We start from the raw sequence: 21,720 nt of genomic DNA on the forward strand, positions 1-21,720 counted from the left end.
GCTTACTTGTCGTGGGTTCTCATCCACTCGTCCATCGAAAACCTGCCTGAGCCGATTATACTGAAAGTAACCACGAGGAAGAGAGTGATGACGGAAAGCCAGAGCTCCGAATTAAGATATGAGAATCCGAGACGGATATTGACAAAAAATACGGCAATCAGCAGGATTGGGATCTGAAGCACCGATGCTACCCTGGTAAGGCAACCCAGCGCGATCAGAAAGCCTCCGAATATATGCGCAAACGCCACATAATGTACTGCGGTTACCGTCCAGAGATGAATATCCAAACCCGTAATAAGATGTGACAACCGAGTCGTGTCACTGATGAAGCTGATACCTTTTATAAAAAGAAATACCCCTAATCCGATACGAACTGTGTCCATCCAGGCAGGATGATGTGTATCGCCCCAATGCTCTATTCGATCCATTATGTTCATAACTTCTGAATGTTTTGGTTTCCAGAAAGTTATCAATTTTACAGGATTATGTCAAGAGATAATTTATCTTTTCTAATATACAACTGATGTTATTTCAGGCGGGTTACTGGTCGATCAGAGATGTGTGTTTGGTATCCTTCATCCTGATGTAAATCACCAGAGATATAAAGATGCAGAACGTCACATACCAGTAATAATAGCTTTCATGACCAAGGTTTTTAGCCCATAAAGCAAAGTATTCGGCTGTGCCGCCAAAGATGGCAACAGTTAGGGAATACGGAAGACCAACCCCAAGCGCACGAACCTCCACGGGGAAAAGTTCTGCTTTTACCACTGCATTGATAGAAGTGTAGCCGCTCACGATGATCAGTGCTGCCATCAGCAAACCAAAGGCCTGCCACATGCCGGTAGTATGGCTGAGCGTGGTCAGCAAAGGGAATGTGAAGAGCGTTCCCAGCACACCGAAGCCGATCAGCAACGGCCTGCGGCCTACTTTGTCACTAATCGCGCCGAAGACGGGCTGTAGCAAAGCAAAAATAAGAAGAGAACAGAATGTCAGGATGGTCGATTGGTACTTGCTTAGCCCCACTGTGTTGACGAGGAATTTCTGCATGTAAGTGGTGTAGGTGTAAAAGGCCAACGTCCCGCCCAGCGTCAGGCCTACAACAGTCATGATGGCTTTGGGGTGCTTCATCAGCTCCTTTAACGAACCTTCTTTTTTTATTGCTTTATCCTTGCCCTTGAAAGCGTCCGTTTCGTTGAGGTGGGTCCGCAGATACAGGGCAACGAGCGATAAAATTGCACCCAAAACGAAAGGTATACGCCAGCCCCAGTCATGCATTTGCTGGTCGGTGAGAAATATATTCTGAAGGATCAGTTGCAATCCCAGCGCGATGAGCTGGCCGCCAATGAGTGTAACGTACTGAAAGCTCGAAAAAAAGCCACGTCTTTCCTTAATCGCGACTTCGCTCAGATAGGTTGCGGAGGTTCCGTATTCGCCTCCTACACTCAATCCCTGTAACAGCCGTGCAATCAAAAGTAAAATGGGAGCAGCAATTCCGATGCTCTTGTAGCCAGGCAGGCAAGCGATCAGCAATGATCCGAATGACATAAGCAGTACGGATAATGTCATAGCTTCTTTCCTGCCTTTTGTATCTGCCAGTTTTCCGAAAATATATCCGCCAATCGGCCGCATCAGAAATCCTACCGCAAATATCCCGGCCGTATTGATGAGCTGTACGGTAGGATTGGAGTCGGGGAAAAAGCTGTTGGCAAAATAGAGTGAAAATGCGGAATAGGCATACCAGTCATACCATTCGACCAAATTTCCGGCTGATCCGCCTATGATGGCTTTGAGTCGCCAGCTAATGTCATTTTCCGGTAAATTTTTTTGCATGGAGGATCGGGAGACTGGAGTAAATGAATTAAAAATGGTTGGCAATATATGCTCCGGTTTGTGCTACCAGTTTGGTATGACCACTTTTGAGTTCGTGGTATTGATGTTCAGGTAGTAACTGCGCCAATTTCCGGACATGTTTTGGTTTCAACAATTTATCAAATTTTCCGACAAACAGGTGTATCGTCACCTTATTTTGCTTAGTTAACCTGAAAATGCGGTGGATATCGAAACGTAATTTCCGGAATGAGACCCAGGAGTGGTACACCGAATGTCTTTTTTCAGGGGAATCAAGGACCTTTTGGGTGAAGATATTCAAGCTGCTGCTGATGAAACCCACTTTTTGAAGAAGGTTCGACGTTTTGAAAAGGACTTCCGGATATTGTAACAGCTTTTTGAAAATCATCCGCGTAGGCCAGAATCTCGAAGCCAGCGTATAAAGCGGATGCTCGGAAACACCATCAGGCGCGATCAGAAAAACTTGATCAACCTGTCCCGAAAACGCTTCCAGCGTCGCCAGCGCAAACCTGCCGCCTATGCTGAAACCAGCAATATCGAAACGGATAATTTGATGTCGATGGAGAAAATCGTGAATCGTTGCAGTCCAGAATTCTTTTGAAATTACATTTTCAGAAATAGCTCCCGACTGCCCGTGAAAGAAGAGATCAAATGCGTAAATCGTGTACTGCGCGCCAAGCAGCTCTTCGAAGCACTGAAAACAGCGAAGTCCATCCTGGCCTATGCCATGAAAAGCAAGGAGTGTTTTGGGGCCGTGGCCGAATTTAGAAAAATGAAGAAGATTATTAAGATTAGTCATAAGCCTCCCGACGATGCCGGACTCCCGAAACTTCCACGATTCTGACTACATCTTCAACAATATAAATAACACGGTAATTCTTTATTCCTACTAATTCCTTAAATCCGAGTGGCCTGGGGTTTTGAGCTAGTGACTTGATCGCAAGCAGTATTTTTCCGATTTCGTCCTTTTGAATTTTCTGAATTTCCCGTTGTGAAGATTTCAGAATGATCAAATCATAGAGTTCCTTCACCAATTATACCTTCTGCTTTTAATTGCTGGACAAATTCATCAAAAGGAATTGAGTCTTCTGTTCTTCGTTCTTCAATTAATAAAGCATCAAGCAAATCTTCCACAATTTGGCCATGTTCCTCCAAATTGATTATAAGATCTGTTTTTTTACCTTTATCGTCTGTAATGTATCTGATGCCGGTCATTGCTTTTTTTGTGAAATATAAAAAAACCTCACCGTTATTCAAAGTCTGAAGGAAGGCCCAGGAGTATCATCAAGGGGCGCATCAAAATCATCGGCCATAACGAAAGTACCCTTCATCATGCCAAATTTTAATGGTTTTTTAGGCGAATATTTTGCCAGATATTTGCCAGTCAAGAAATCAGCATAATCAGACACTTGTTCTTGAAGGTTTTCCGGAAGCGCTGACACCCTTCTAATAGTTCTATCTTACTCATAGTTGTGCTATTTAAAGTAAGTTAACAAGAAACAAAAAAACCTCCAAGTCGATTCAATAAATGTGAATGACTGGGAGGTCTTAATTTTAATCAGCTAACCTTACGATTCCATTAAATAAGCTTTGATAAAATCATTGATTTCGCCGTTCAGTACTGCATCAGTGTTTGATGTCTGGTGATCCGTGCGATGGTCTTTTACGCGGCGGTCGTCGAGCACGTAGCTGCGGATCTGAGAACCCCATTCGATCTTACGTTTAGATGCTTCCACTTCGGCGCGTGCGGAATTCCTTTTTTCCAGTTCTATCTGGTACAAGCGGGATTTCAGCAACCGGATGGCAACTTCTTTGTTCATCAGCTGGGAACGCTCTTGTTGACAAGCAATAATGATCCCCGAAGGTTTGTGGTGCAAACGAACTGCGGTTTCCACTTTGTTAACGTTCTGTCCACCGGCGCCGCCTGAACGGTACGTATCCCAGGTAATGTCAGCCAGGTTTACGTCGATCTCAATATTATCGTCGGCCAGTGGATACACGTATACCGAGGTAAAGGAAGTATGCCGACGGGCATTGGAATCAAAGGGCGAGATCCTGACGAGCCGGTGTACACCGTTTTCGGATTTGAGGTTACCGTAGGCATATTCGCCATCGATTTCGAGTGTAACGGATTTGACGCCCGCAACATCGCCGTCCTGCAAATCCACTTCACGTACTTTGTAACCGTTTTTCTCGGCCCACATGATATACATCCGCATGAGCATCGAAGCCCAGTCCTGGGATTCGGTCCCACCTGCACCGGCGTTGATCTCGATCACTGCCGGGAGTTCGTCCCCTTCTTCTCCCATCATTTTCCGGAACTCTACCTCATCCAGTTTATCGGAAAGCTTTTTGCCTTCTTCATCCACTTCTTCCTCGGTAGCTTCATCGGCATCGTAAAACTCCCAGATCGTGTCCAGGTCGTCGCGGAGCCTTGCGAGTTCTTCATATCCGTTGGTCCAGAATTTCAGGCCACGGATTTCTCGCATTGTTTTTTCTGCCCTTGCTGAGTCGCCCCAGAACTCGGGCTGAACAGTCTGCTGTTCAAGGTCTTCTAGCTGTTTTTTTCGGTTATCGTAGTCAAAGATACCTCCCCAAAGCCTCTACACGGGCTTTCAAGTCTTTCAATTGCTCTGCAGTCATAGCGATTTGAATGAAAAATTGTGAATAGTTGATTAATTGTCATTGATAGTCATTAATCGTCATTTGTTGATTTGTTGACTGCCCGATGACGTGTTTGTTTTGCCTATCGTTTTGATGTAATTGTTCAATTTTAAGGCTAGCGTGTCGCAAAGATTGATTAAATACTTGAATATTTCTGGATTTAAAAGGTTTCGGCTCTGCGCTTTTGTTAACCAGGTTTTGGTTTCATATAGCGAACCTCTCGAATAGAAACAAAAGTTCTGGTTTTCTTTAAAGTGATATCTGCCAAAACCTTCTGCGATGTTAGCGCCTATGGAATCCGCCGCACGGACTAGCTGTTTTCCGACAGTGTCCTTACTAAATACGCCCCATTTTTGCACGACATTCCAAATCCCGTCCGACAGCTCCATGCTTAGCTGATAAATTTGTAGGTCTTCCAATTTCATAGATTGTAGATTTTTCTATATTAGACGTCGAAACTTTCAGAAGTAACAGGCAGACATAAGGTCTTTTCAAGTATAAAAACGATAAATGACCACAAATGACAATGAATGACAACAAATGACTCACCCCCAAAATGCCCATTCACAATCATAATTTATTACCTTTGCAGGAAATTTTTGTCAACCCATTTCGTACAATAAAAATACCAGAAAATGGCTCAAACATATGATGTGATCGTAATTGGTAGCGGTCCCGGCGGTTATCCCGCAGCTATCCGTGCTTCCCAATTAGGACTTAAAGTAGCAATCGTTGAAAAAGAAAGTTTAGGTGGAATCTGTCTTAACTGGGGCTGTATTCCGACCAAAGCATTACTTAAAAGTGCCCAGGTTTTTGAATACATTAAACATGCAAAAGACTATGGTATCAATGTAGGAGAATCGTCTGCTGACTTTGGCGCTGTGATCAAACGCAGCCGCGGTGTAGCCGACACCATGAGCAAAGGGGTGTCTTTTCTGATGAAGAAAAACAAGATCGATGTGATCATGGGCACCGGTAAAGTGAAAGGACAAAAAACAGTTGAAGTCACTGACAACGACGGTAAAAAAGCAGATTATACAGCCAGTAAAGGTGTAATTATCGCTACCGGCGCACGTGCACGCGAGTTGCCGAACATCAAAATCGACGGTCAGAAAGTGATCGAATACCGTAAGGCCATGAGCCTTGAGACCCAGCCAAAAAGTTTATTGGTGATCGGTTCAGGTGCTATCGGGATGGAATTTGCCTACGTATATGCATCTATGGGTACCAAGGTAACCGTAGTGGAATTCCTTCCAAACCTGGTGCCAGTTGAAGATGAAGATATTTCCAAAGAAATAGCTAAACAATACAAGAAACTGGGTGTGGATACCTACGTTAATTCCACTGTTGAAAAAGTAGATACCAGCGGAAAAGGCTGCGTTGTTTCTGTAAAAACACCGGACGGACAAAAGTCATTTGAAGTGGATGTCGTTCTTTCAGCGGCAGGTATTATTTCCAACATCGAAAACATCGGTCTGGAAGAAACAGGTATCAAAACTGATAAAGGCAAAATCACTGTAAATGAGTGGTATGAAACCAGCGTACCAGGTTTCTACGCGATCGGCGACTGTACGCCTGGCCCTGCTTTGGCACACGTTGCGACTGCGGAGGCAATCATCTGCGTTGAGAAAATCGCAGGCCACAAAACTGAAGCTTTGGATTACAATAACATTCCCGGATGTACTTTCTGCCAGCCGGAAATCGCTTCGGTAGGATATACCGAGAAGAAAGCCAAAGAAGCCGGTTATGATATCAAAGTGGGCAAGTTCCCATTCAAGGCTTCCGGTAAAGCAGTGGGTGCCGGTGTTACCGACGGCTTTGTAAAAGTGATTTTCGACGCCAAATATGGCGAATTCCTGGGCGCGCACATGATCGGTGCCAACGTCACGGAAATGATCGCTGAGGTAGTTGTGGCGCGCAAACTGGAAACAACTTCTCACGAAATCCTACGTTCGATCCACCCTCACCCAACCATGTCGGAAGCATTGAAAGGTGCTACCGAGGCAGCTTACGGTGAAGCGATAGATTTGTAGTAATTTGCTGTCAGCCGTAAGCTGACAGCCTCGAAATAAAAACGCCCCAGGAACTTCGGTTTTCTGGGGCGTTGTGTTTTTGAGCCTTTTATGCGAATAACAAACGATGCTCTTTTGATTTAATCATTTAACTTTATGTATATAAATTTGAAGCAGCATGTCGGTTCCTGATTTACAGACAAAATCTCAACACTATAAAAATTTTGCGTCCCTTGGCCGGCTCAACCGGCTTGCGGGGAAATTGTATCGTTCAAATCCGGTTAACAAAAAGACTCTGGTTATGGATATTAGTAGCGATGATGTGCATCAGCTTTTGCGAAATCTGAACCGGTACAACGTCAAGTATCTTTTGGTGGGAGGTATGGCAGGTGTTGTTTATGGGCACATTCGTACTACACAGGATATGGATCTCTGGATTAAAAATGCACCGGACAACACCAAAGCACTTGTCGAGCAATATCGCAGAGTGAAGTTCCGGGCGCTGCCCTGCTCGAAGGAATGCCATTAATTTTCGGGTGGACTTCCGTTCGCTTTGGCTTATCCGGCTTCGAACTCGACTTAGGGCATTCGTTAAAACGCCCTTTCAGGTTATTAATCTTTCTGATTTGATTTTAGAAAAAAAGGCCACTGCCCGCATAAAAGATCTGGCTGACGTTGAGGAATTGCAGCGGATCTGGGAAAGTCAGTGACCTTTGATTCAATGTTCATTTTACCTCTTGCCGACGTTGCATTGCTTCCCGCCATGTAGTCAATATAATTCCTTCTTTTTCAATGTATTTGCGCAGTTCCGGGTCGATCATTGCCAGGAAATCCCCCTCGCGGGTGACCATGGAGTCTGAAATTTTCGGAAAAACCTCCGTATGAATTGTGCAGTGCATAATCACCATTGTCAGTCCCGGTTTCAGGCTTTTAATGGCATTGATATATTTTTCGGTTTTGTACTTCTGCAATGCTTTCTCTGAATTGTCGCCGTTTGCCGGGCCTTTCCAGCCATAACTGGTGTTTTCCAGATCATCCAGCACCGGGAGCCCGGCTGCCCAGAGTTGTTTCCCTACTTTTTGTGTCATTTCAAATCGCTCGGCAATCATTTTCTCTCCGGCCTGAATAGCTGTATTGTGCCCGCCGGGAAACATGACCGGAATTTTTTCTTCCATACCTACCTTTAAGTAACGTTCCAGAAATTCGGGCGTAGCAAAAAGGGTACCCATGTGTGAATCCAGGTGGGTCGGCTCGAAACCCATACTTCGGGCGCGTTCCAGCTGGGCACGGATTTCAGTTTCCACTTCGTCAGGGGAGGCGTTTTTGACAACATCCGCTACATTACTCCACATAGCACCTTCTGAATCAACCAACCCTTTTACTTTTGGTTTCCCGGCCAGTGGTCCCCAGCGATAATCTTTCCACTCCGACGTAAGCGTAAGGTGCAAGCCGGCATCGAGGTCTTTGTTTTCTTTCAGGTAATGAACAAAACCGGGCACCCATCCGCAGGGCATCATGACACTCAGCGAATTGGCAACACCTTCCTTGATGGCCCTGATCGCTCCCTGATTGGATTCGTATGACATGCCGACATCATCTACATGGATGATCAGGACTTTCTTGCCTTTGGGATAGCCCAGTTTTTCCGCATAGGTGGTTTCAGCATTTTGCGCAATGATAACATTAGGTAAAAGCATGATCAGAAAAATGAATAAGTGTTTCATAGTATGGTTCTTTCAAGTGAAAAGAAGAAGCTTTTGTTGTTACTATTAATAGGGTCGGGCCGGCGTTTCAGGCTATTGTAATAAAGATATCCTTTCACCAGAATATACTTGGTCGCTACGGAGAGGCTGAAGTCGCACGGTTTTGTCAAACACAATAGCAATATCCTTTTCACGTTATTTGCCAGAATACCCCACCCCTAAAATCCTGGCATGCGTAATTTACGGTACCCGACAATCTGCCTTTTTCTGTTATCAATTTCCGCTTCCCATGCGCAGCATTTTGCGCTGAGCAGGCTTTTTTATCCCAATGTAACGCTCAAAGCGGACTATACAGTCCCGTCCAGCCTTGATGGTACCCGGGATTTCGGATTGCGCAAAACCGGTTTTTTCGGCATTATTCCGGTGCAGAGCGAAGTACAGCTTGGATATAGCCTCCGCAAGAAATTTGACCTGCGGGCAGTGCACACGGTGATGCTCGCGCAATTCAATCAGGTTCAGCCCACCCTGGACGGAACCGATCTGCCAACCCATGGTTATAAAACATTGTCGCTCGGAGTTATACGTTTGCAGGCGAGTATAAAGGACCGGCTCTGGGTATATGGCGGGGGCTTGGGGATGACCGAAACCAACGAGACTTTTTTTAGCCCGCAGCCGTTTTTCTGGGGCGGGGCGGCTCGTATGCATATACTCGGGCTGCGGACGCAGATCATGTACGGATCGGTTCTCGCATACAATCAGAAACTTCGTTTTATCCCAGTATTCGGTATCAACAAAGGATTGGGCAGGCAGTGGCGCGCGTCGGCTATGTTGCCTTTTATGGCCAATGTAAATTATAAAGCGACCAAATGGTTTAATGTGGATATGCTTGCGGGGCTGAATGGTTACAGTGGCGGTTTCATGGTACAGACACCCGAGGAGAAAATGCTCAGACGTGAGAATTACCGCCAGATAAAAGTCGGTGTGGCGGCCAATGCACATCTTTTTACCGTGCTGAATGTTTCACTGGAAGCCGGAGTCACTACTTTTAGACAGCTCAGGACTTTCAACAGTGCCCGCGAAAACTTAACTTCGTATACACCGGCTACTACTCCCTATATCGGTGCGAGTGTCCGCTACATTACGAGCCGCTCCAAAATGTCATCCAGGTTTACAAGAAAAATGGGATTGGGAGAATCGGGGATCAACTGGTAAGAACCTTCAGTTTGAAAGATTTCAGCAACATAAGATCGCTTTACAATCCGGTTCAGCCACTGGTCAAGCGGCCCTGCGATGAAGTAGTGTACACTGAATTTCTTCCCGATCCAAAACTGACCAACCTCATCTTCTGCTACTGGCAGCTAAAAACAGATCAGCCTCTGACGGACACTTTTTATTATCGTGTGATTGCCGACGGCTGTATCGATATATTCTTTGAATTGCAGAATCCCGGGGAAAGTTTTGTGATGGGTTTTTCCAACGCATATACTGCGTTTCCGCTGGAGGAATCATTCAATTACGTGGGTATCCGGTTTTTGCCTTCCGCTTTCCCGCAAATATTCGGGATCAATGCTTCTGAGTTGACCAACCGGTTCGAAAGCCTGAAAACAGTTGTCACCCCGACTGCCGAATTTATCAGATTGAATTTTGATCCTGCCTTTTCCACCGATAAAATTGCCACTGTGCTCGACAAGCATTTTTTATCACTTATCACTGATTTGAAGATTGCGCCAGATGTGCGGCTTTATGGAGCGATGGAAATTATCCTGCAAAAACAAGGAATTCTGAGTTTGGAAAAAGACTTGGATGTGGGTATTAGCAGCAGACAGCTGAGGCGGCTATTTGAATTTTACATCGGGGACACAGCCAAGACTTTCAGTAAGGTAGTAAGATTTCAGAACTTGCTGCGGAATGAATCTCCAACCAGAGCACAGGGAGCAATCCAGCCTTTTTTTGATGCCGGATATTACGATCAGGCACATTTCATCAAGGAATTTAAAATAATGTTCGGTTCCACGCCGGGTCGTGCTTTTGACCTCTGAAAGTTGTCCGTTTTTTACAAGTTCGCTGATACCGGGCGCGGTAGTTTTGTAATATCAACTTTAAATAAGATCATTATGAAACTGAACGCAGGAATTATTACAAACAAACTGGCAGAAACCAAGGAGTTTTATACCAAATGGCTGGGTTTTGGAGTAAAATTTGAAAATGATTTTTATCTCCTGATGCATACGCCCGATGAACAGTCCGACATGGCTTTTTTACTGCCCGATCATCCATCCCAGCAGCCTTTGTTTCAAAAACCGTTTCAAGGCATCGGCGTGTTCTTTACTATTGAAACCGAGGATGTAGATAAAATTTATGACGATTTAAAAAAACGTGGCGTGAAAATCGTGATCGAGCTGAGAGATGAGCCCTGGGGCGACCGTCATTTTGCCATTCAGGATCCGAACGGCGTTGGAATTGATATCGTCCGCTACACCAGCCCGGAAGATTAAACCAGTTTTTGGGCCTCGGCTTTTAAAAGGTTTTTATCAATAGGTACCACGCCTACCATCTCACAAACCAGCCCGCCGCCCAGATTGGAAACGGCGGCGATGGTTCTGGGAGGAAGCCTCAATGCGACACAACAAGCCGCAATACTGATCACTGTATCGCCTGCGCCCGATACGTCAGCTATCTGGCGGATGTGCGCGGGCAACTGATGTATTTCGTTTTCAAAATCTATAAAAACACCTCTCTCGGAAAGTGTAATAAGTGCACCATGGATGTTGAGGGTTTCTTTCAATTGCTGAACCGTCGCCTGTAATTCCACAGGATTATCCACATTGAAATCCACTTTCAGCCCCTCCCTGAGCTCTTTCAGGTTTGGCTTGAACAATGTGGTGTTATGATATGCAAGAAAATTCCGCTTCTTGGGATCTACAACCGTAGGCACATCGTGAAGATTGGCAAATGCAGTTATTTCGGCTATGGACTCAGCGGTCAAAACGCCTTTGTCGTAATCTTCAAAAATAACTACGTTACAGGAAGGGATTAGTTCTTTGGCTTTGGCGACCAGTCTCTCAGTTTCGTGTCTGGAAATTGGCTTGTCAGTTTCGGTGTCGATCCTTACCACTTGCTGGGAACCCGCAATAATACGTTCCTTGATCGTTGTAACCCTGTTTTCGCTCCTGATCAATCCCTCGCAGTTCATGCCTTTTTCCTTGAGGCTGTTTTCGAGCAGGTCGCCCGGGTTGTCCGTACCGATCACGGAACAGATAATAGCTTCTGCGCCCAGCGACTGAACATTCAGCAATACATTACCTGCGCCGCCGAGGCGATATTCGCGGGTCTGAACCGTCACTACCGGAACAGGTGCTTCCGGCGAGATTCTCTCCACTTTCCCCCACACATAGGAATCAAGCATGACATCGCCTATGACCAATACACGCAGCGAGTTGAATGCTTCAAAAACCTGATCAATATTCATTTAGTGTTATGGTAAAAAAACTGACAATGAGACCTGAACGCCGGATGCGTCAGACTTTGGCAACAAAATGAAGGCTTGCTACCTGAAACCTTTTGTTGAGATACAGCCTGTGGGCATCTGTACGGGCTTCTGTCACACCCGAATCCAGATGCACCTGCGCGTAGTTTTCCTTTTTGGCATAATCCAGGATCCAGTCGACCAGTACTCCGGCATATCCTTTTCCCCGATGGCCGGGAACAGTGGAAAGGTCATCAATATAAATGTACCTGCCCCTGAAAAGATTGTATCCCGTTTCGAAAACGGCAACCGCCGCCGCTTCTCCCTGATCTTCTATAAAAATGATCTGACGGTTATCTTCCAGTGTTTTTTGAACTGCTTCAAAATAGAGATCGTCGGTCAGCGACGGCCTGAGTGCCTGGATAGCAGCACGGCATTTCAGAATATCATCCTCTGTTTCGACAATTTGAACAGCTGTCATCCTTTATTTACTGGAATGGTTAAGTTGCTCAGATTGTGACCCATTTTATCTCGTTTGGTCAAAAGGTATTTTTCATTGTATGGGTTGGACGGGATTTCAATATTCATCGAATCCACGATTTCCAATCCGTAACCGATCAATCCTGCACGTTTTTTTGGATTGTTGGTAATCAGGCGGAGTTTGGTAACATTCAGGTCGCGAAGGATCTGGGCGCCCACGCCATAATCACGGTCGTCCATAGGAAATCCCAGTTCCAGGTTGGCTTCAACAGTGTCCCTGCCCATTTCCTGTAGCTTGTAAGCCCGTAGCTTATTCAACAGCCCTATGCCCCGTCCTTCCTGGTTCATGTATACGATAACGCCTTTCCCAGCTTTGTCCACCATGTCCATGGCTGCATGCAGCTGAGGTCCGCAATCGCAGCGGCATGATCCGAAGATATCTCCTGTAACACAGGAGGAATGAACCCGGACAAGAACCGGTTCGTCTTTTTCCCAGGTACCTTTCACAAGTGCAAGGTGCAGGTCGCCGGTGTTGATCTGGCGATAAGCGATAAGATCGAAGTGACCCCATTTGGTTGGCATATCGACGCCGATTTCCCTTTTGATCAAAGATTCCTTGCGCAGCCTGTACTCGATAAGATCTTTAATGCTGACAAGTTTAAGGTTCAGGCGGTTGGCGATTTCCCGTAATTGCGGAAGGCGTGCCATGGAACCATCTTCATTTAAGATCTCTACCAATACCCCCGCAGAGGATAGTCCGGCGAGGCGCGGAAAGTCTATTGCAGCCTCCGTATGCCCGGTGCGGCGGAGTACGCCGCCTTTTTTTGCTTTCAGAGGAAAGATATGCCCTGGGCGGCCAAGATCTTCCGGCCGGGTTTCGGGATTTACCAGAGCTTGTATGGTTTTGGCGCGGTCACTGGCTGATATACCCGTAGTGCAGCCATTCCCCAGCAGGTCGACAGACACAGTAAAGGCGGTTTCATGCAAGGCTGTATTGTTGCCTACCATCATTTCCAGCTCCAGCTCCGCACAACGTTCTTCGGTGATTGGAACACATATCAAACCACGGCCTTCACGGGCCATAAAGTTCACTATTTCAGGCGTTACCAGCTCGGCAGCGCAAATAAAATCACCCTCATTTTCCCGGTCTTCATCATCGACCACGATGATCATCTGGCCTTTGCGAATGGCTTCTATGGCGTCTTCAATGGAGTCCAGCACGATTGGAATACTATTATTATTCATTAATCAGGTTGACGAAAAATAGTTTTGATTAAAAACTCGTTTTACTTAGCAAAGGTAAGGTGTTAATGTTGAAAAGTTCTATTTTTGAACCTCCATTGCATTTTAACAAAGGATTTTCCTTATACGTTTCAAATGGTTTGAGGTAATAAAAAGACGTATTATCAATGGAGAAAATTTTACTCAACTTATGAAGATCAGGTTACTGCTACTGTTTTTGTTAAGCGTCCTCCTGCCTTTTCAAAAAAAAGCTTTCGCCCAGTTTTGTGGTAATACGGGCGGGTTTACTGTCACACCTTCGGAGGGTTGTGCACCTTTAAGTGTCGAAATTAAGAATGAGGTGACAGGGGCTGAAAATATCAGCTATGTCTATGATTTTGACCGCAATCAGACTACTGCGCCATTGCCGGGTCAGGCCACACAGGATGTTACTTTTACATATAGCGATCCTGGTACATATACCATATTACAATTTGGCAGCGCCGGCGGGACAGGGTTCAGCCAGTGCAAGGATATTGTAGTAAATGAAACAAAAGCGCCCAAAGGTGAACTTGTAAACTGCGGCAACGGTCTTTCCAGGGTTACATTGATTGATGATAAAATTGCAGCCGGCTATGATTTTATAATAGTCGACTGGGGAGACGGCACATCGGCGAAGGTTTCTTTGAAAAATGGTGACCCGTTATCTGTGGAGCATCTTTATGCAAACGGCAATAACAACGGTAGAAATGTTACAATAAGCGGAGGATACACTGATGGCAGGTGCCAGACAAGTATAACGAAAACCCCGCTGACGCCGGTCAATGCGGCTCTGGCCCTGAAAGATATCAGGATCAGAAGCCTTGAAAACTTTCCTAATGGTGACATCAAAGTCATTTACGACGGAAAAGAAGGAACGCCCACCGAGATTTTGATAGACAAAGGCGATGGTCAGTTTGTACGTACTGGGAAGATAAGTCAGGTTGGTGGTGCCCAGTCGGCAACTTTCACTGATCTCACGCCCGGGCAGATTTACAGGGTGGCACTTTCCTCAAAAGATATTTGTGGAAATGCGATCACAAGTCCCGTAGTAAGTTCAATCACGATTAAGGAAGAACCCTCATCGCGGGATGAGATCATAGCTGTTTCCTGGGAAGACGGACAGAATTCAGATCTCGTATTACAGTATCAGCTTAAAAGAGACGGAGTGGTTATTTACAGTTCGGGATATGATCAGAAATCCTATCTGGATACCGATGTAAAATGTGGCAATACCTATAAATATGAGGTCGTTACGATCATTGCCAATGATGTCAGGTCTTATTCCGCCCCAGTGGAAATTAAGCCAAAGACCGCTTCGCCTGAAACGATCAGCCGTGCGAGCGTTACTGTAAAAGATGACAATACGATCGTTACGCAGGTCGAACTTGCTGGTGAAGGGCTGACCAGTTCCTATAATCTGATCGTGGAACGGGCGCCGCTGGGAAGTACCGATTTTCAACAAGTTTCTCCGGCAGGTAATCAGACGCTTGTGTTCGAGGATCCGGGTGTGAATACGGGTCAAAGTTCATATTGTTATCGGTTTCAGTATGAAAATGCCTGTAATCTGAAAGCGCCTGATTTCAGCCCGCCGGTCTGCTCCATATTGCTTGCCAGTAACACCCAGGATGTTTTTTGGAACGCGGACTCTCCCTTCACGACAGGAATAAGTTCGTACGATTTAATACAAATGGACGAAAACGGCAACCTGCAGGATGAGCTGCCCAAGCAACTCAACACCAGCCACAGACTGGATCTTGGAACACAAACAGCATTTTCTTTTCAGGTTAAGGCATTTTCTATGGATGGAAACCTGTCAAGCTTTTCCAATACAATTAATTTCAAACGCGATGCGATCATTTTGATCCCCGATGCTTTTACGCCAAATGGAGATGCTTTTAACGAAAGATTTGAAGTAAAAGCACATTTTGTATCGGACTTTCAAATGTCGGTTTACAATCGCTGGGGCGAGGTCGTGTTTCATTCGGAGGATATAAACAATGGGTGGGACGGAAACATCAACGACGGTAAAGCGCCCGGAGGCTATTATTTGTATAAAATTAAAATGAAGGATTCTTACGGGCAGACAGTGTCACGAAACGGGAGCTTTCTGCTTATCAGGTAACCGATCGATCGTTAGTTACTAAAATACTTTTATTACTATTCCGTTTTTAGTTAATATTGCCCCTGCCCCTGAAAATTATCATCAATTGGAATCGGTGTTACCCCGCTGATAATTTCCGTTATTCTTCTCTGCTCAACGTTATTTTAATCCTTCTGAAAAAGAGTTATTATTTAATGTTGCACACATATGAGATTACCATTATCACTATTTTTCTTAATGTCGGGTTTTTTTGTGGTTTTGAAGTCGTTCGGGCAAGGATTGTGTGACAGAGGAGGTGGAGGCTTTGAGCTTGACAAAACAGAAGGCTGCGCCCCACTCCTGGTCCGAATTACGAACACAATTCCGAATCCGATAGTAGTAGGTTATAATCAGGCCTACGACGGCAGATCAACTACCCCGCTGATCCAGGAAGTTAGCAGCTATAATTATGCCTTGCCTGGCACCTTCACCATATTACAGCAAGCGGCCATTTCAAGCGGCAGGGTTTATGCCTGCCAAAAAGTGACAGTGTATGAAAGCCGGGCGGTCATAGCCCAGTATTCATCTTGCGGGGGTGGAAAAGTTACGCTTACCCTTACAGAGGGAGCGGTTATCAGGGCTTATGATGAAGTAGATATCAATTGGGGCGATGGAAAAACAGAGAAGTGGAAAAGGGGCGATGCTTTGATCCTTGAACACAATTATGCCGACGCCACCAGCAGCCCGGTGGTGAGATTGACCGGAGGTTATACACAAGGGCAGGCCTGTGCCAGGGGAGCAACAGCTTCATTGCCAATTTCATTTCAGCAGGCACAGTTGAATAGCATTGAGATCAAATCGGTGGAAATGCGGGGGGATGGTTCCATCAGGCTGAATTATCAGGGACTTACAGCCGTGGCTACCGAAATAAAGTACAGCGCAAACGGAACAAACTATGTTACTGATGGTAAGAGATCTTCCGGTGGGTTACAGCCCTATGATATCAAAAACCTGAATAAGGATCAGGTTTATAAATTAAAATTGTCCTCTCAGGACCTATGTAACGGCCAGCGCGACAGCCGGGAATATAGTAGCATGACGCTCAGCGGAAAGTCGGAAGAAGGCAAGAATGTGCTGACCTGGAGCCAGTATAGTGATGCCGATGGCTTTACAGGGTACGATCTGCTGCGTGACGGTACAGTCATCAAAAGCTTCACGTCTATCAGCGATGTTACCTATACCGACGAGGACGTACAATGCGGAAGTTATTCGGAATATCAGGTTGTTGCGAAGATCAACGATGTAACTTCCACTTCGGCACCTGTCGGAGTTAAAACAGAAATTTCTAATGCAAGGCCCATTCAGGAAGCTGTGGTGGCGGTTGTAGACGACCATTCCGTGGTGATTCAGGCAAATGTGCCGGGTGCCGGTCCTAACAGTACTTACGATTTGTCCATAGAAAAGGCCGAAGCGGGAAGTGCGACTTTCAGAAAGATCATCACGCTCTACAATGAAAATGAGTATATGGATCCGGATGTAAAAACAAATGAGCTTTCCTATTGTTACCGGCTGAGTTATCAGAATTCGTGCGGGCAAAAGGCCCCGGCTTCGCAGCCTATCTGCACAATACTGTTGACAAAACTGCTGTCCACGCTCTCCTGGACGGCAGAATCGCCGCTTCTTAGTGGGGTTGCATCGTACGAGGTGAACCAGACAGGTTCGAGCGGCGGGCAGGAGCAGATTCCAGTCCAGATGAGCACCAGTTACACTGTAAAGTTGAATGCGCAGAGTGATCTTGAATATAGTTTTCAGATACGCGCCAATTCCGTAACCCCAGGTTTATGGAGTTTGTCCAATGTTATTAATTATAAAAGAAGCGCAGGAGTTTTTGTTCCCGATGCTTTTTCGCCCAATGGTGATGGGTATAATGATATCTTGGAAGCAAAATCGAACCAGCTTCAGTCCATTAATTTTTCAATTATGAACCGTTGGGGCGAGGTGGTATTTCATTCGGACGATATCTCTAATAGCTGGGACGGGACAATAAACGGAGAAAATGCGCCGGTCGGTTATTATATCTACAAGATGATTTTCGTAGATGATATCGATCAAACAGTTGAAAAAAATGGTACATTTATGCTTTTACGATAGGAACCATTTACAGCGTTTTGGTTTTATAAAGAGATAACTTAATTACTATACGTATGTTCGGAAATATGGCAGACATGATGGGGCTCATGGGTAAAATGAAAGACCTTCAGTCTCGCATGAAAGATGCCCAGGACCAGTTGGCTACCATTACATTAACTGCCGAATCCGGTGGTGGAATGGTAAAAGCGACCGTGAACGGACAAAAAGCGCTGATCGGTCTGGAAATTGACAAGGACCTTGTTAATCCTGATGATACCGAGATGCTTCAGGATCTTATAGTTGCGGCGGTCAACAAAGCTTTTGAAAATATTGAACCAAAAATTAAAGAACATTTACAAAAAGCAACCGACGGGGTACTGCCCAACATTCCAGGGCTGGATTTTGGGAGTCTGATGAAATAAATTGCAAATCAATGACTTCCACAGTTGCAATTGTAATCCTGAATTATAACGGTCGGCACTATCTAGAGAAATTTCTTCCCAATGTGATCCGGTATTCCGGAAATCATGAAATCTGGATTGCAGATAATGCTTCAACAGACCAGTCGGTTGAGTGGTTGCACAGCAATTATCCTTCAATAAAAATACTGAAGATTGCAGAAAATAAAGGGTATGCGGGAGGCTACAATGAAGCTCTGAGACAAGTATCTTCTGAGTATTATATTTTACTGAATTCCGACATAGAAGTTACTGAAAACTGGATCGAGCCGGTTATCAATTTTATGGCTTCGGATGTAAATATTGCGGCCTGCCAGCCCAAAATCCTCGCCTACGACCTCCCTACGCATTTTGAATATGCAGGTGCAGCTGGCGGATATATGGATTACCTCGGCTATCCGTTCTGTCGTGGCAGGATATTCGATACGCGGGAAGAAGACCTGGGGCAGTATGACGACGAAAAGGATGTTTTCTGGGCAACCGGCGCATGTTTATTTGTACGATCGGCTGCGTTTCATCAAGCATCAGGTTTCGACGAGTCGTTTTTTGCCCATATGGAGGAGATTGACTTATGCTGGCGGCTTTTGAATATGAAGTACCGGATCACTTATTGCGGTAAATCAGCAGTTTATCATGTAGGTGGAGGCACACTTCACAAATCGAATCCCCGCAAGACTTTCCTGAATTACAGGAACAATCTGGTCATGCTTTTCAAGAATTTGCCGAAAGGAAGAAGATGGAAAACAGTGTTTATCAGGCTGGTACTGGACGGGATTTCAAGTGTACGTTTCATGGCGACCGGCGCGTGGCCCGATGTGATTGCCATTTTGAGGGCCCATTTTGCATTTTATGGGCTCATACCCTCTCTGATCAAAAGTACGAAACGCACCAATTACAGGGCACCTTTGTATTACAGAAGTGTTGTATGGGAGTATTTCATACTGGGAAAACACCGTTTTCGTCAACTGACTGGTATCAACCCGCCTACAATTCCCAAATCGTAGGGCTGTTGTATCGTCTCCAGTGCTGCCTCAATTCCATCCAGAAAGCGAGAACAAGGTAAAGGATGATGGGCGACCCGAAGGTCATGAAAGTAGCATAGATAAAGTACAATCGGACGCTGCTGGCAGGGAAATTCAGCTTTTCGCCCAGTTTTGAACATACCCCAAAGATTTGGTCTTCAACGAAATACCGAAGTCTATTCATACCTTGATTTGCAATAATGGCCTCATAATTAGCGATTTTCGCCGGAATAAACAATCACACCAGTCAATTTTTATTCAAATCACGACTAAAGGGCAAAATACCGCTAACTCGTAAATTGTCAAATTCTTTAATCAAATAAATTGTTTTACAAACAATTTTTGTTTCTTTGTGATTAAAGATTTTGTAAGTTGTTCATTATAATCAGGATGTCTTGATCAAAATTACCAAAATTTCTTTTGCTAATATGTTGAGCCTCCCTCAATTATTTGGTAGAGCAATTTGACATAATTGAAACGGCTACAATTACTTTGTATTTTCACCTTATTTAAATTTTTTTATTTCAACCATTATGCCAACAGGTACTGTAAAATTTTTCAATGAAGCTAAGGGATACGGCTTCATCGTTGAAGACGACACAAACAGAGACATCTTTGTCCATGTGACAGGATTGGGAGGACTTACAATCCGAGAAAATGACCAAGTTGAATACGAAGTCGTTGAAGGAAAAAAAGGACTTAACGCTGTGCAGGTAAAAAAGATATAGCTATATTTTTTTTGCAAGAAATTGAAAAATGCCGCATGGAAATGCGGCATTTTTGGTGTCAGAAAGCCGGTAGAATTATCCAACCCAGGTTTTCACCTCGTCCAGAAGAGGCATTTTTTCTTCTATTTTAAGCTTTTTTCGCATCCCGCCAAGGTCATTGAATATTTTATTCGGATTAGCAGCTTTCAACTGCTCGATGGTAAGAATATTCATTTTTTGTAAAGCAGGAATCCAAACTGCCGGTACGCCAGCTTTCGTATAATCCGTTTCCTTTGCAATTTCAGCCTTTTTTTCCGGGCGCATCTGCGGGAAGAAAATTACTTCCTGAATACTTGTATTGTTGGTAAGCAGCATAGTAAGCCGGTCGATACCGATACCGATACCGGATGTAGGCGGCATCCCGTATTCAAGTGAGCGAAGAAAATCATCGTCCATTTCCATAGCCTCATCATCGCCGCGTTCCTTTAATTTTAGCTGATCCTCAAAACGTTCACGCTGCTCGATGGGATCATTTAATTCCGAATAGGCATTGGCAATTTCCTTCCCGTTCACAAAAAGCTCAAAACGCTCCACCATCCCTTTTTTGGTCCGGTGTTTTTTGGTGAGCGGTGACATTTCTACGGGATGATCTATAATGAAAGTGGGCTGAATAATATGCTCTTCCACTTTTTCGCCAAAAATCTCGTCGATCAGCTTTCCTTTGCCCATGCTTTCATTCACTTCCATTCCCCAGGCACGGCATTGCTCACGGATCGTGTTTTCATCCAATGCATCCACATTCAATCCGGTATATTGGTGAATCGCGTCGGTGATGCTCAGGCGCTGGTAAGGGCCGGCAAAGTTCAGCTCAACATCGCCCAGCCTGGCGGTAGTAGTTCCGTTGACGGCAAGCGCAACCTGTTCCAGCACCTGCTCAGTCATTTTCATCATCCACAAATAATCTTTGTAGGCAACGTAAAGTTCTACGGTAGTGAACTCGGGGTTGTGCGTACGGTCCATCCCTTCATTCCGGAACAGTTTCCCAAATTCGTAAACGCCTTCAAAACCACCTACAATCAGGCGTTTGAGGTGAAGTTCAGTAGCAATTCGCAGATACAATCCTAAGTCCAGCGCATTATGGTGGGTTTCAAAAGGTCTCGCCGCTGCACCGCCGTGAATAGACTGCAACACAGGCGTTTCCACTTCCAGCCAGCCCTTGGAGTCGAAGAACGAACGCATGGTAGTGATGATCCTGCCGCGTTTTATGAAGATATCCCGAACTTCCGGATTTACGATCAGATCCACATAACGCTGGCGATAACGTAGTTCAGGGTCCGTGAAACCATCATATATATTTCCTTCTTCATCCCTTTTTACAACAGGCAGCGGACGGAGCGATTTGTTAAGGATCTTGAATTCCTGAACATGAACGGATATTTCGCCCGTTTGCGTCGTAAACACGAAGCCCGAAACACCGATGATGTCACCGATATCCAGCAGCTTTTTGAATACGGTATTATAAAGTGTTTTATCTTCTCCGGGGCAAAGATCGTCGCGGCGAAAGTATAGCTGGATGCGGCCGGTGCTGTCCTGCAATTCTGCAAAAGCCGCGCTCCCCATAATACGGAAACCCATGAGCCTGCCGGCCATGGTAACCTGTTTATAATCTATTTTATTGTTTTCGTAGTTCTTGGTAATGTCTGCGGCGTAAGTATTTACCACAAATTCTTCGGCAGGATATGGTTCAATTCCCAACCGTACTAGCTCTTCACGCTTCTGACGGCGTAAAATTTCCTGTTCGCTAAGTAGCATTTTTTACAGTAATAATTTTTGAAAATAGGCAATTCTCTGTATCACAAAAGAGTGCGCAAAACTAGTATATTT

Annotated in this window: 24 protein-coding genes; 10 read left to right on the top strand and 14 right to left on the bottom strand. The window is 45.1% G+C overall.

Features of this window, described 5'->3' with window-relative positions; all coding sequences use genetic code 11:
* Positions 1-2 precede the first annotated feature (2 nt).
* From FBF61_RS17510 to FBF61_RS17545, 8 genes are all read right to left on the bottom strand, one after another.
* Positions 3-437 (bottom strand): DoxX family protein, encoded by a 435-nt coding sequence (locus tag FBF61_RS17510; protein ID WP_138479599.1) that lies wholly within the window; start codon positions 435-437, stop codon positions 3-5.
* 103 nt (positions 438-540) lie between these two features.
* Entirely contained in the window at positions 541-1,833 is a 1,293-nt protein-coding gene (locus tag FBF61_RS17515) for an MFS transporter (protein WP_138479601.1), read from the bottom strand.
* 28 nt (positions 1,834-1,861) lie between these two features.
* Complete coding sequence (locus FBF61_RS17520) at positions 1,862-2,650, bottom strand: alpha/beta fold hydrolase (RefSeq protein WP_138479603.1); 789 nt, start codon at positions 2,648-2,650, stop codon at positions 1,862-1,864.
* Positions 2,643-2,882, bottom strand: coding sequence for a type II toxin-antitoxin system RelE family toxin (locus FBF61_RS17525; protein WP_138479605.1), 240 nt, complete (start codon positions 2,880-2,882; stop codon positions 2,643-2,645). Before FBF61_RS17525 ends, FBF61_RS17520 begins: the two co-directional genes overlap by 8 nt.
* Positions 2,866-3,108, bottom strand: a complete 243-nt coding sequence (locus FBF61_RS17530) for a hypothetical protein (protein WP_205748296.1) — start codon at positions 3,106-3,108, stop codon at positions 2,866-2,868. The genes FBF61_RS17525 and FBF61_RS17530 overlap by 17 nt, the downstream gene beginning before the upstream one ends.
* A complete protein-coding gene (vapB, locus tag FBF61_RS17535) occupies positions 3,105-3,293 on the bottom strand; it encodes a type II toxin-antitoxin system VapB family antitoxin (RefSeq protein ID WP_229215098.1) in 189 nt (62 codons plus the stop codon). Before vapB ends, FBF61_RS17530 begins: the two co-directional genes overlap by 4 nt.
* A gap of 126 nt (positions 3,294-3,419) precedes the next feature.
* A protein-coding gene (gene prfB / locus FBF61_RS17540) for a peptide chain release factor 2 (RefSeq protein WP_138479609.1) occupies positions 3,420-4,494 on the bottom strand; the annotation gives its coding sequence in 2 pieces (ribosomal slippage) (positions 3,420-4,433 and positions 4,435-4,494; 1,074 coding nt in all).
* Between the two features lie 59 nt (positions 4,495-4,553).
* The gene (locus tag FBF61_RS17545) at positions 4,554-4,940 is read right to left on the bottom strand and encodes a four helix bundle protein (RefSeq protein WP_138479611.1); all 387 of its coding nucleotides are present in this window, start codon (positions 4,938-4,940) and stop codon (positions 4,554-4,556) included.
* Positions 4,941-5,150: 210 nt separating this feature from the next.
* Here FBF61_RS17545 and lpdA point away from each other — a divergent pair, with 210 nt between their 5' ends.
* Together lpdA and FBF61_RS35100 are read left to right on the top strand one after the other, a co-directional pair.
* Entirely contained in the window at positions 5,151-6,548 is a 1,398-nt protein-coding gene (lpdA, locus tag FBF61_RS17550; protein WP_138479613.1) for a dihydrolipoyl dehydrogenase, read from the top strand.
* 280 nt (positions 6,549-6,828) lie between these two features.
* A complete protein-coding gene (locus tag FBF61_RS35100) occupies positions 6,829-7,056 on the top strand; it encodes a hypothetical protein (protein ID WP_229215099.1) in 228 nt (75 codons plus the stop codon).
* A gap of 196 nt (positions 7,057-7,252) precedes the next feature.
* Here the strand turns inward: FBF61_RS35100 and FBF61_RS17560 are convergent, their stop codons facing one another.
* Positions 7,253-8,251 carry a polysaccharide deacetylase family protein gene (locus FBF61_RS17560; protein WP_138479615.1) on the bottom strand — a complete coding sequence of 333 codons (999 nt, stop codon included), beginning with the start codon at positions 8,249-8,251 and terminating at the stop codon, positions 7,253-7,255.
* Positions 8,252-8,461: 210 nt separating this feature from the next.
* Here FBF61_RS17560 and FBF61_RS17565 point away from each other — a divergent pair, with 210 nt between their 5' ends.
* The 3 genes from FBF61_RS17565 to FBF61_RS17575 all read left to right on the top strand — a co-directional run bounded on the left by FBF61_RS17565 (position 8,462) and on the right by FBF61_RS17575 (position 10,725).
* Positions 8,462-9,442, top strand: coding sequence for a hypothetical protein (locus FBF61_RS17565; RefSeq protein WP_138479617.1), 981 nt, complete (start codon positions 8,462-8,464; stop codon positions 9,440-9,442).
* Between the two features lie 11 nt (positions 9,443-9,453).
* Positions 9,454-10,269: a helix-turn-helix domain-containing protein gene (locus FBF61_RS17570; RefSeq protein ID WP_138479620.1), complete on the top strand. Its 816-nt coding sequence runs from the start codon at positions 9,454-9,456 to the stop codon at positions 10,267-10,269.
* A gap of 75 nt (positions 10,270-10,344) precedes the next feature.
* The gene (locus FBF61_RS17575) at positions 10,345-10,725 is read left to right on the top strand and encodes a VOC family protein (protein ID WP_138479622.1); all 381 of its coding nucleotides are present in this window, start codon (positions 10,345-10,347) and stop codon (positions 10,723-10,725) included.
* Here FBF61_RS17575 and FBF61_RS17580 read toward each other — a convergent pair.
* The 3 genes from FBF61_RS17580 to FBF61_RS17590 are packed head-to-tail and all read right to left on the bottom strand — an operon-like array spanning position 10,722 to position 13,421.
* Positions 10,722-11,699 carry a bifunctional heptose 7-phosphate kinase/heptose 1-phosphate adenyltransferase gene (locus tag FBF61_RS17580; protein ID WP_138479624.1) on the bottom strand — a complete coding sequence of 326 codons (978 nt, stop codon included), beginning with the start codon at positions 11,697-11,699 and terminating at the stop codon, positions 10,722-10,724. The genes FBF61_RS17575 and FBF61_RS17580 overlap by 4 nt on opposite strands.
* A 49-nt stretch (positions 11,700-11,748) precedes the next feature.
* Positions 11,749-12,177 (bottom strand): GNAT family N-acetyltransferase, encoded by a 429-nt coding sequence (locus tag FBF61_RS17585; RefSeq protein WP_138479626.1) that lies wholly within the window; start codon positions 12,175-12,177, stop codon positions 11,749-11,751.
* Entirely contained in the window at positions 12,174-13,421 is a 1,248-nt protein-coding gene (locus tag FBF61_RS17590; protein ID WP_138479628.1) for a bifunctional 3,4-dihydroxy-2-butanone-4-phosphate synthase/GTP cyclohydrolase II, read from the bottom strand. The genes FBF61_RS17585 and FBF61_RS17590 overlap by 4 nt, the downstream gene beginning before the upstream one ends.
* Before the next feature lie 187 nt (positions 13,422-13,608).
* On the opposite strand from FBF61_RS17590, the gene FBF61_RS17595 reads away from it, so the two are divergent.
* The 4 genes from FBF61_RS17595 to FBF61_RS17610 all read left to right on the top strand — a co-directional run bounded on the left by FBF61_RS17595 (position 13,609) and on the right by FBF61_RS17610 (position 19,111).
* On the top strand, positions 13,609-15,561 hold the full coding sequence (locus tag FBF61_RS17595; RefSeq protein ID WP_138479630.1) for a T9SS type B sorting domain-containing protein: 1,953 nt from the start codon (positions 13,609-13,611) through the stop codon (positions 15,559-15,561).
* 186 nt (positions 15,562-15,747) lie between these two features.
* Positions 15,748-17,670 carry a T9SS type B sorting domain-containing protein gene (locus FBF61_RS17600; protein WP_229215100.1) on the top strand — a complete coding sequence of 641 codons (1,923 nt, stop codon included), beginning with the start codon at positions 15,748-15,750 and terminating at the stop codon, positions 17,668-17,670.
* A 53-nt stretch (positions 17,671-17,723) separates the two neighbouring features.
* Positions 17,724-18,071, top strand: coding sequence for a YbaB/EbfC family nucleoid-associated protein (locus tag FBF61_RS17605; RefSeq protein WP_138479632.1), 348 nt, complete (start codon positions 17,724-17,726; stop codon positions 18,069-18,071).
* An 11-nt stretch (positions 18,072-18,082) separates the two neighbouring features.
* A complete protein-coding gene (locus FBF61_RS17610; RefSeq protein WP_138479634.1) occupies positions 18,083-19,111 on the top strand; it encodes a glycosyltransferase family 2 protein in 1,029 nt (342 codons plus the stop codon).
* Here FBF61_RS17610 and FBF61_RS17615 read toward each other — a convergent pair.
* Entirely contained in the window at positions 19,092-19,313 is a 222-nt protein-coding gene (locus FBF61_RS17615; protein WP_138479636.1) for a PspC domain-containing protein, read from the bottom strand. The two genes, FBF61_RS17610 and FBF61_RS17615, sit on opposite strands and share 20 nt — an antisense overlap.
* A 349-nt stretch (positions 19,314-19,662) precedes the next feature.
* On the opposite strand from FBF61_RS17615, the gene FBF61_RS17620 reads away from it, so the two are divergent.
* Positions 19,663-19,857 carry a cold-shock protein gene (locus FBF61_RS17620; RefSeq protein WP_026629450.1) on the top strand — a complete coding sequence of 65 codons (195 nt, stop codon included), beginning with the start codon at positions 19,663-19,665 and terminating at the stop codon, positions 19,855-19,857.
* Positions 19,858-19,932: 75 nt separating this feature from the next.
* On the opposite strand, the gene lysS is transcribed toward FBF61_RS17620, so the two are convergent.
* A complete protein-coding gene (gene lysS, locus FBF61_RS17625) occupies positions 19,933-21,648 on the bottom strand; it encodes a lysine--tRNA ligase (protein ID WP_138479638.1) in 1,716 nt (571 codons plus the stop codon).
* Positions 21,649-21,720 lie beyond the last annotated feature (72 nt).

Source organism: Dyadobacter bucti, from assembly GCF_005869225.1.
GTDB classification, from domain to species: domain Bacteria; phylum Bacteroidota; class Bacteroidia; order Cytophagales; family Spirosomataceae; genus Dyadobacter; species Dyadobacter bucti.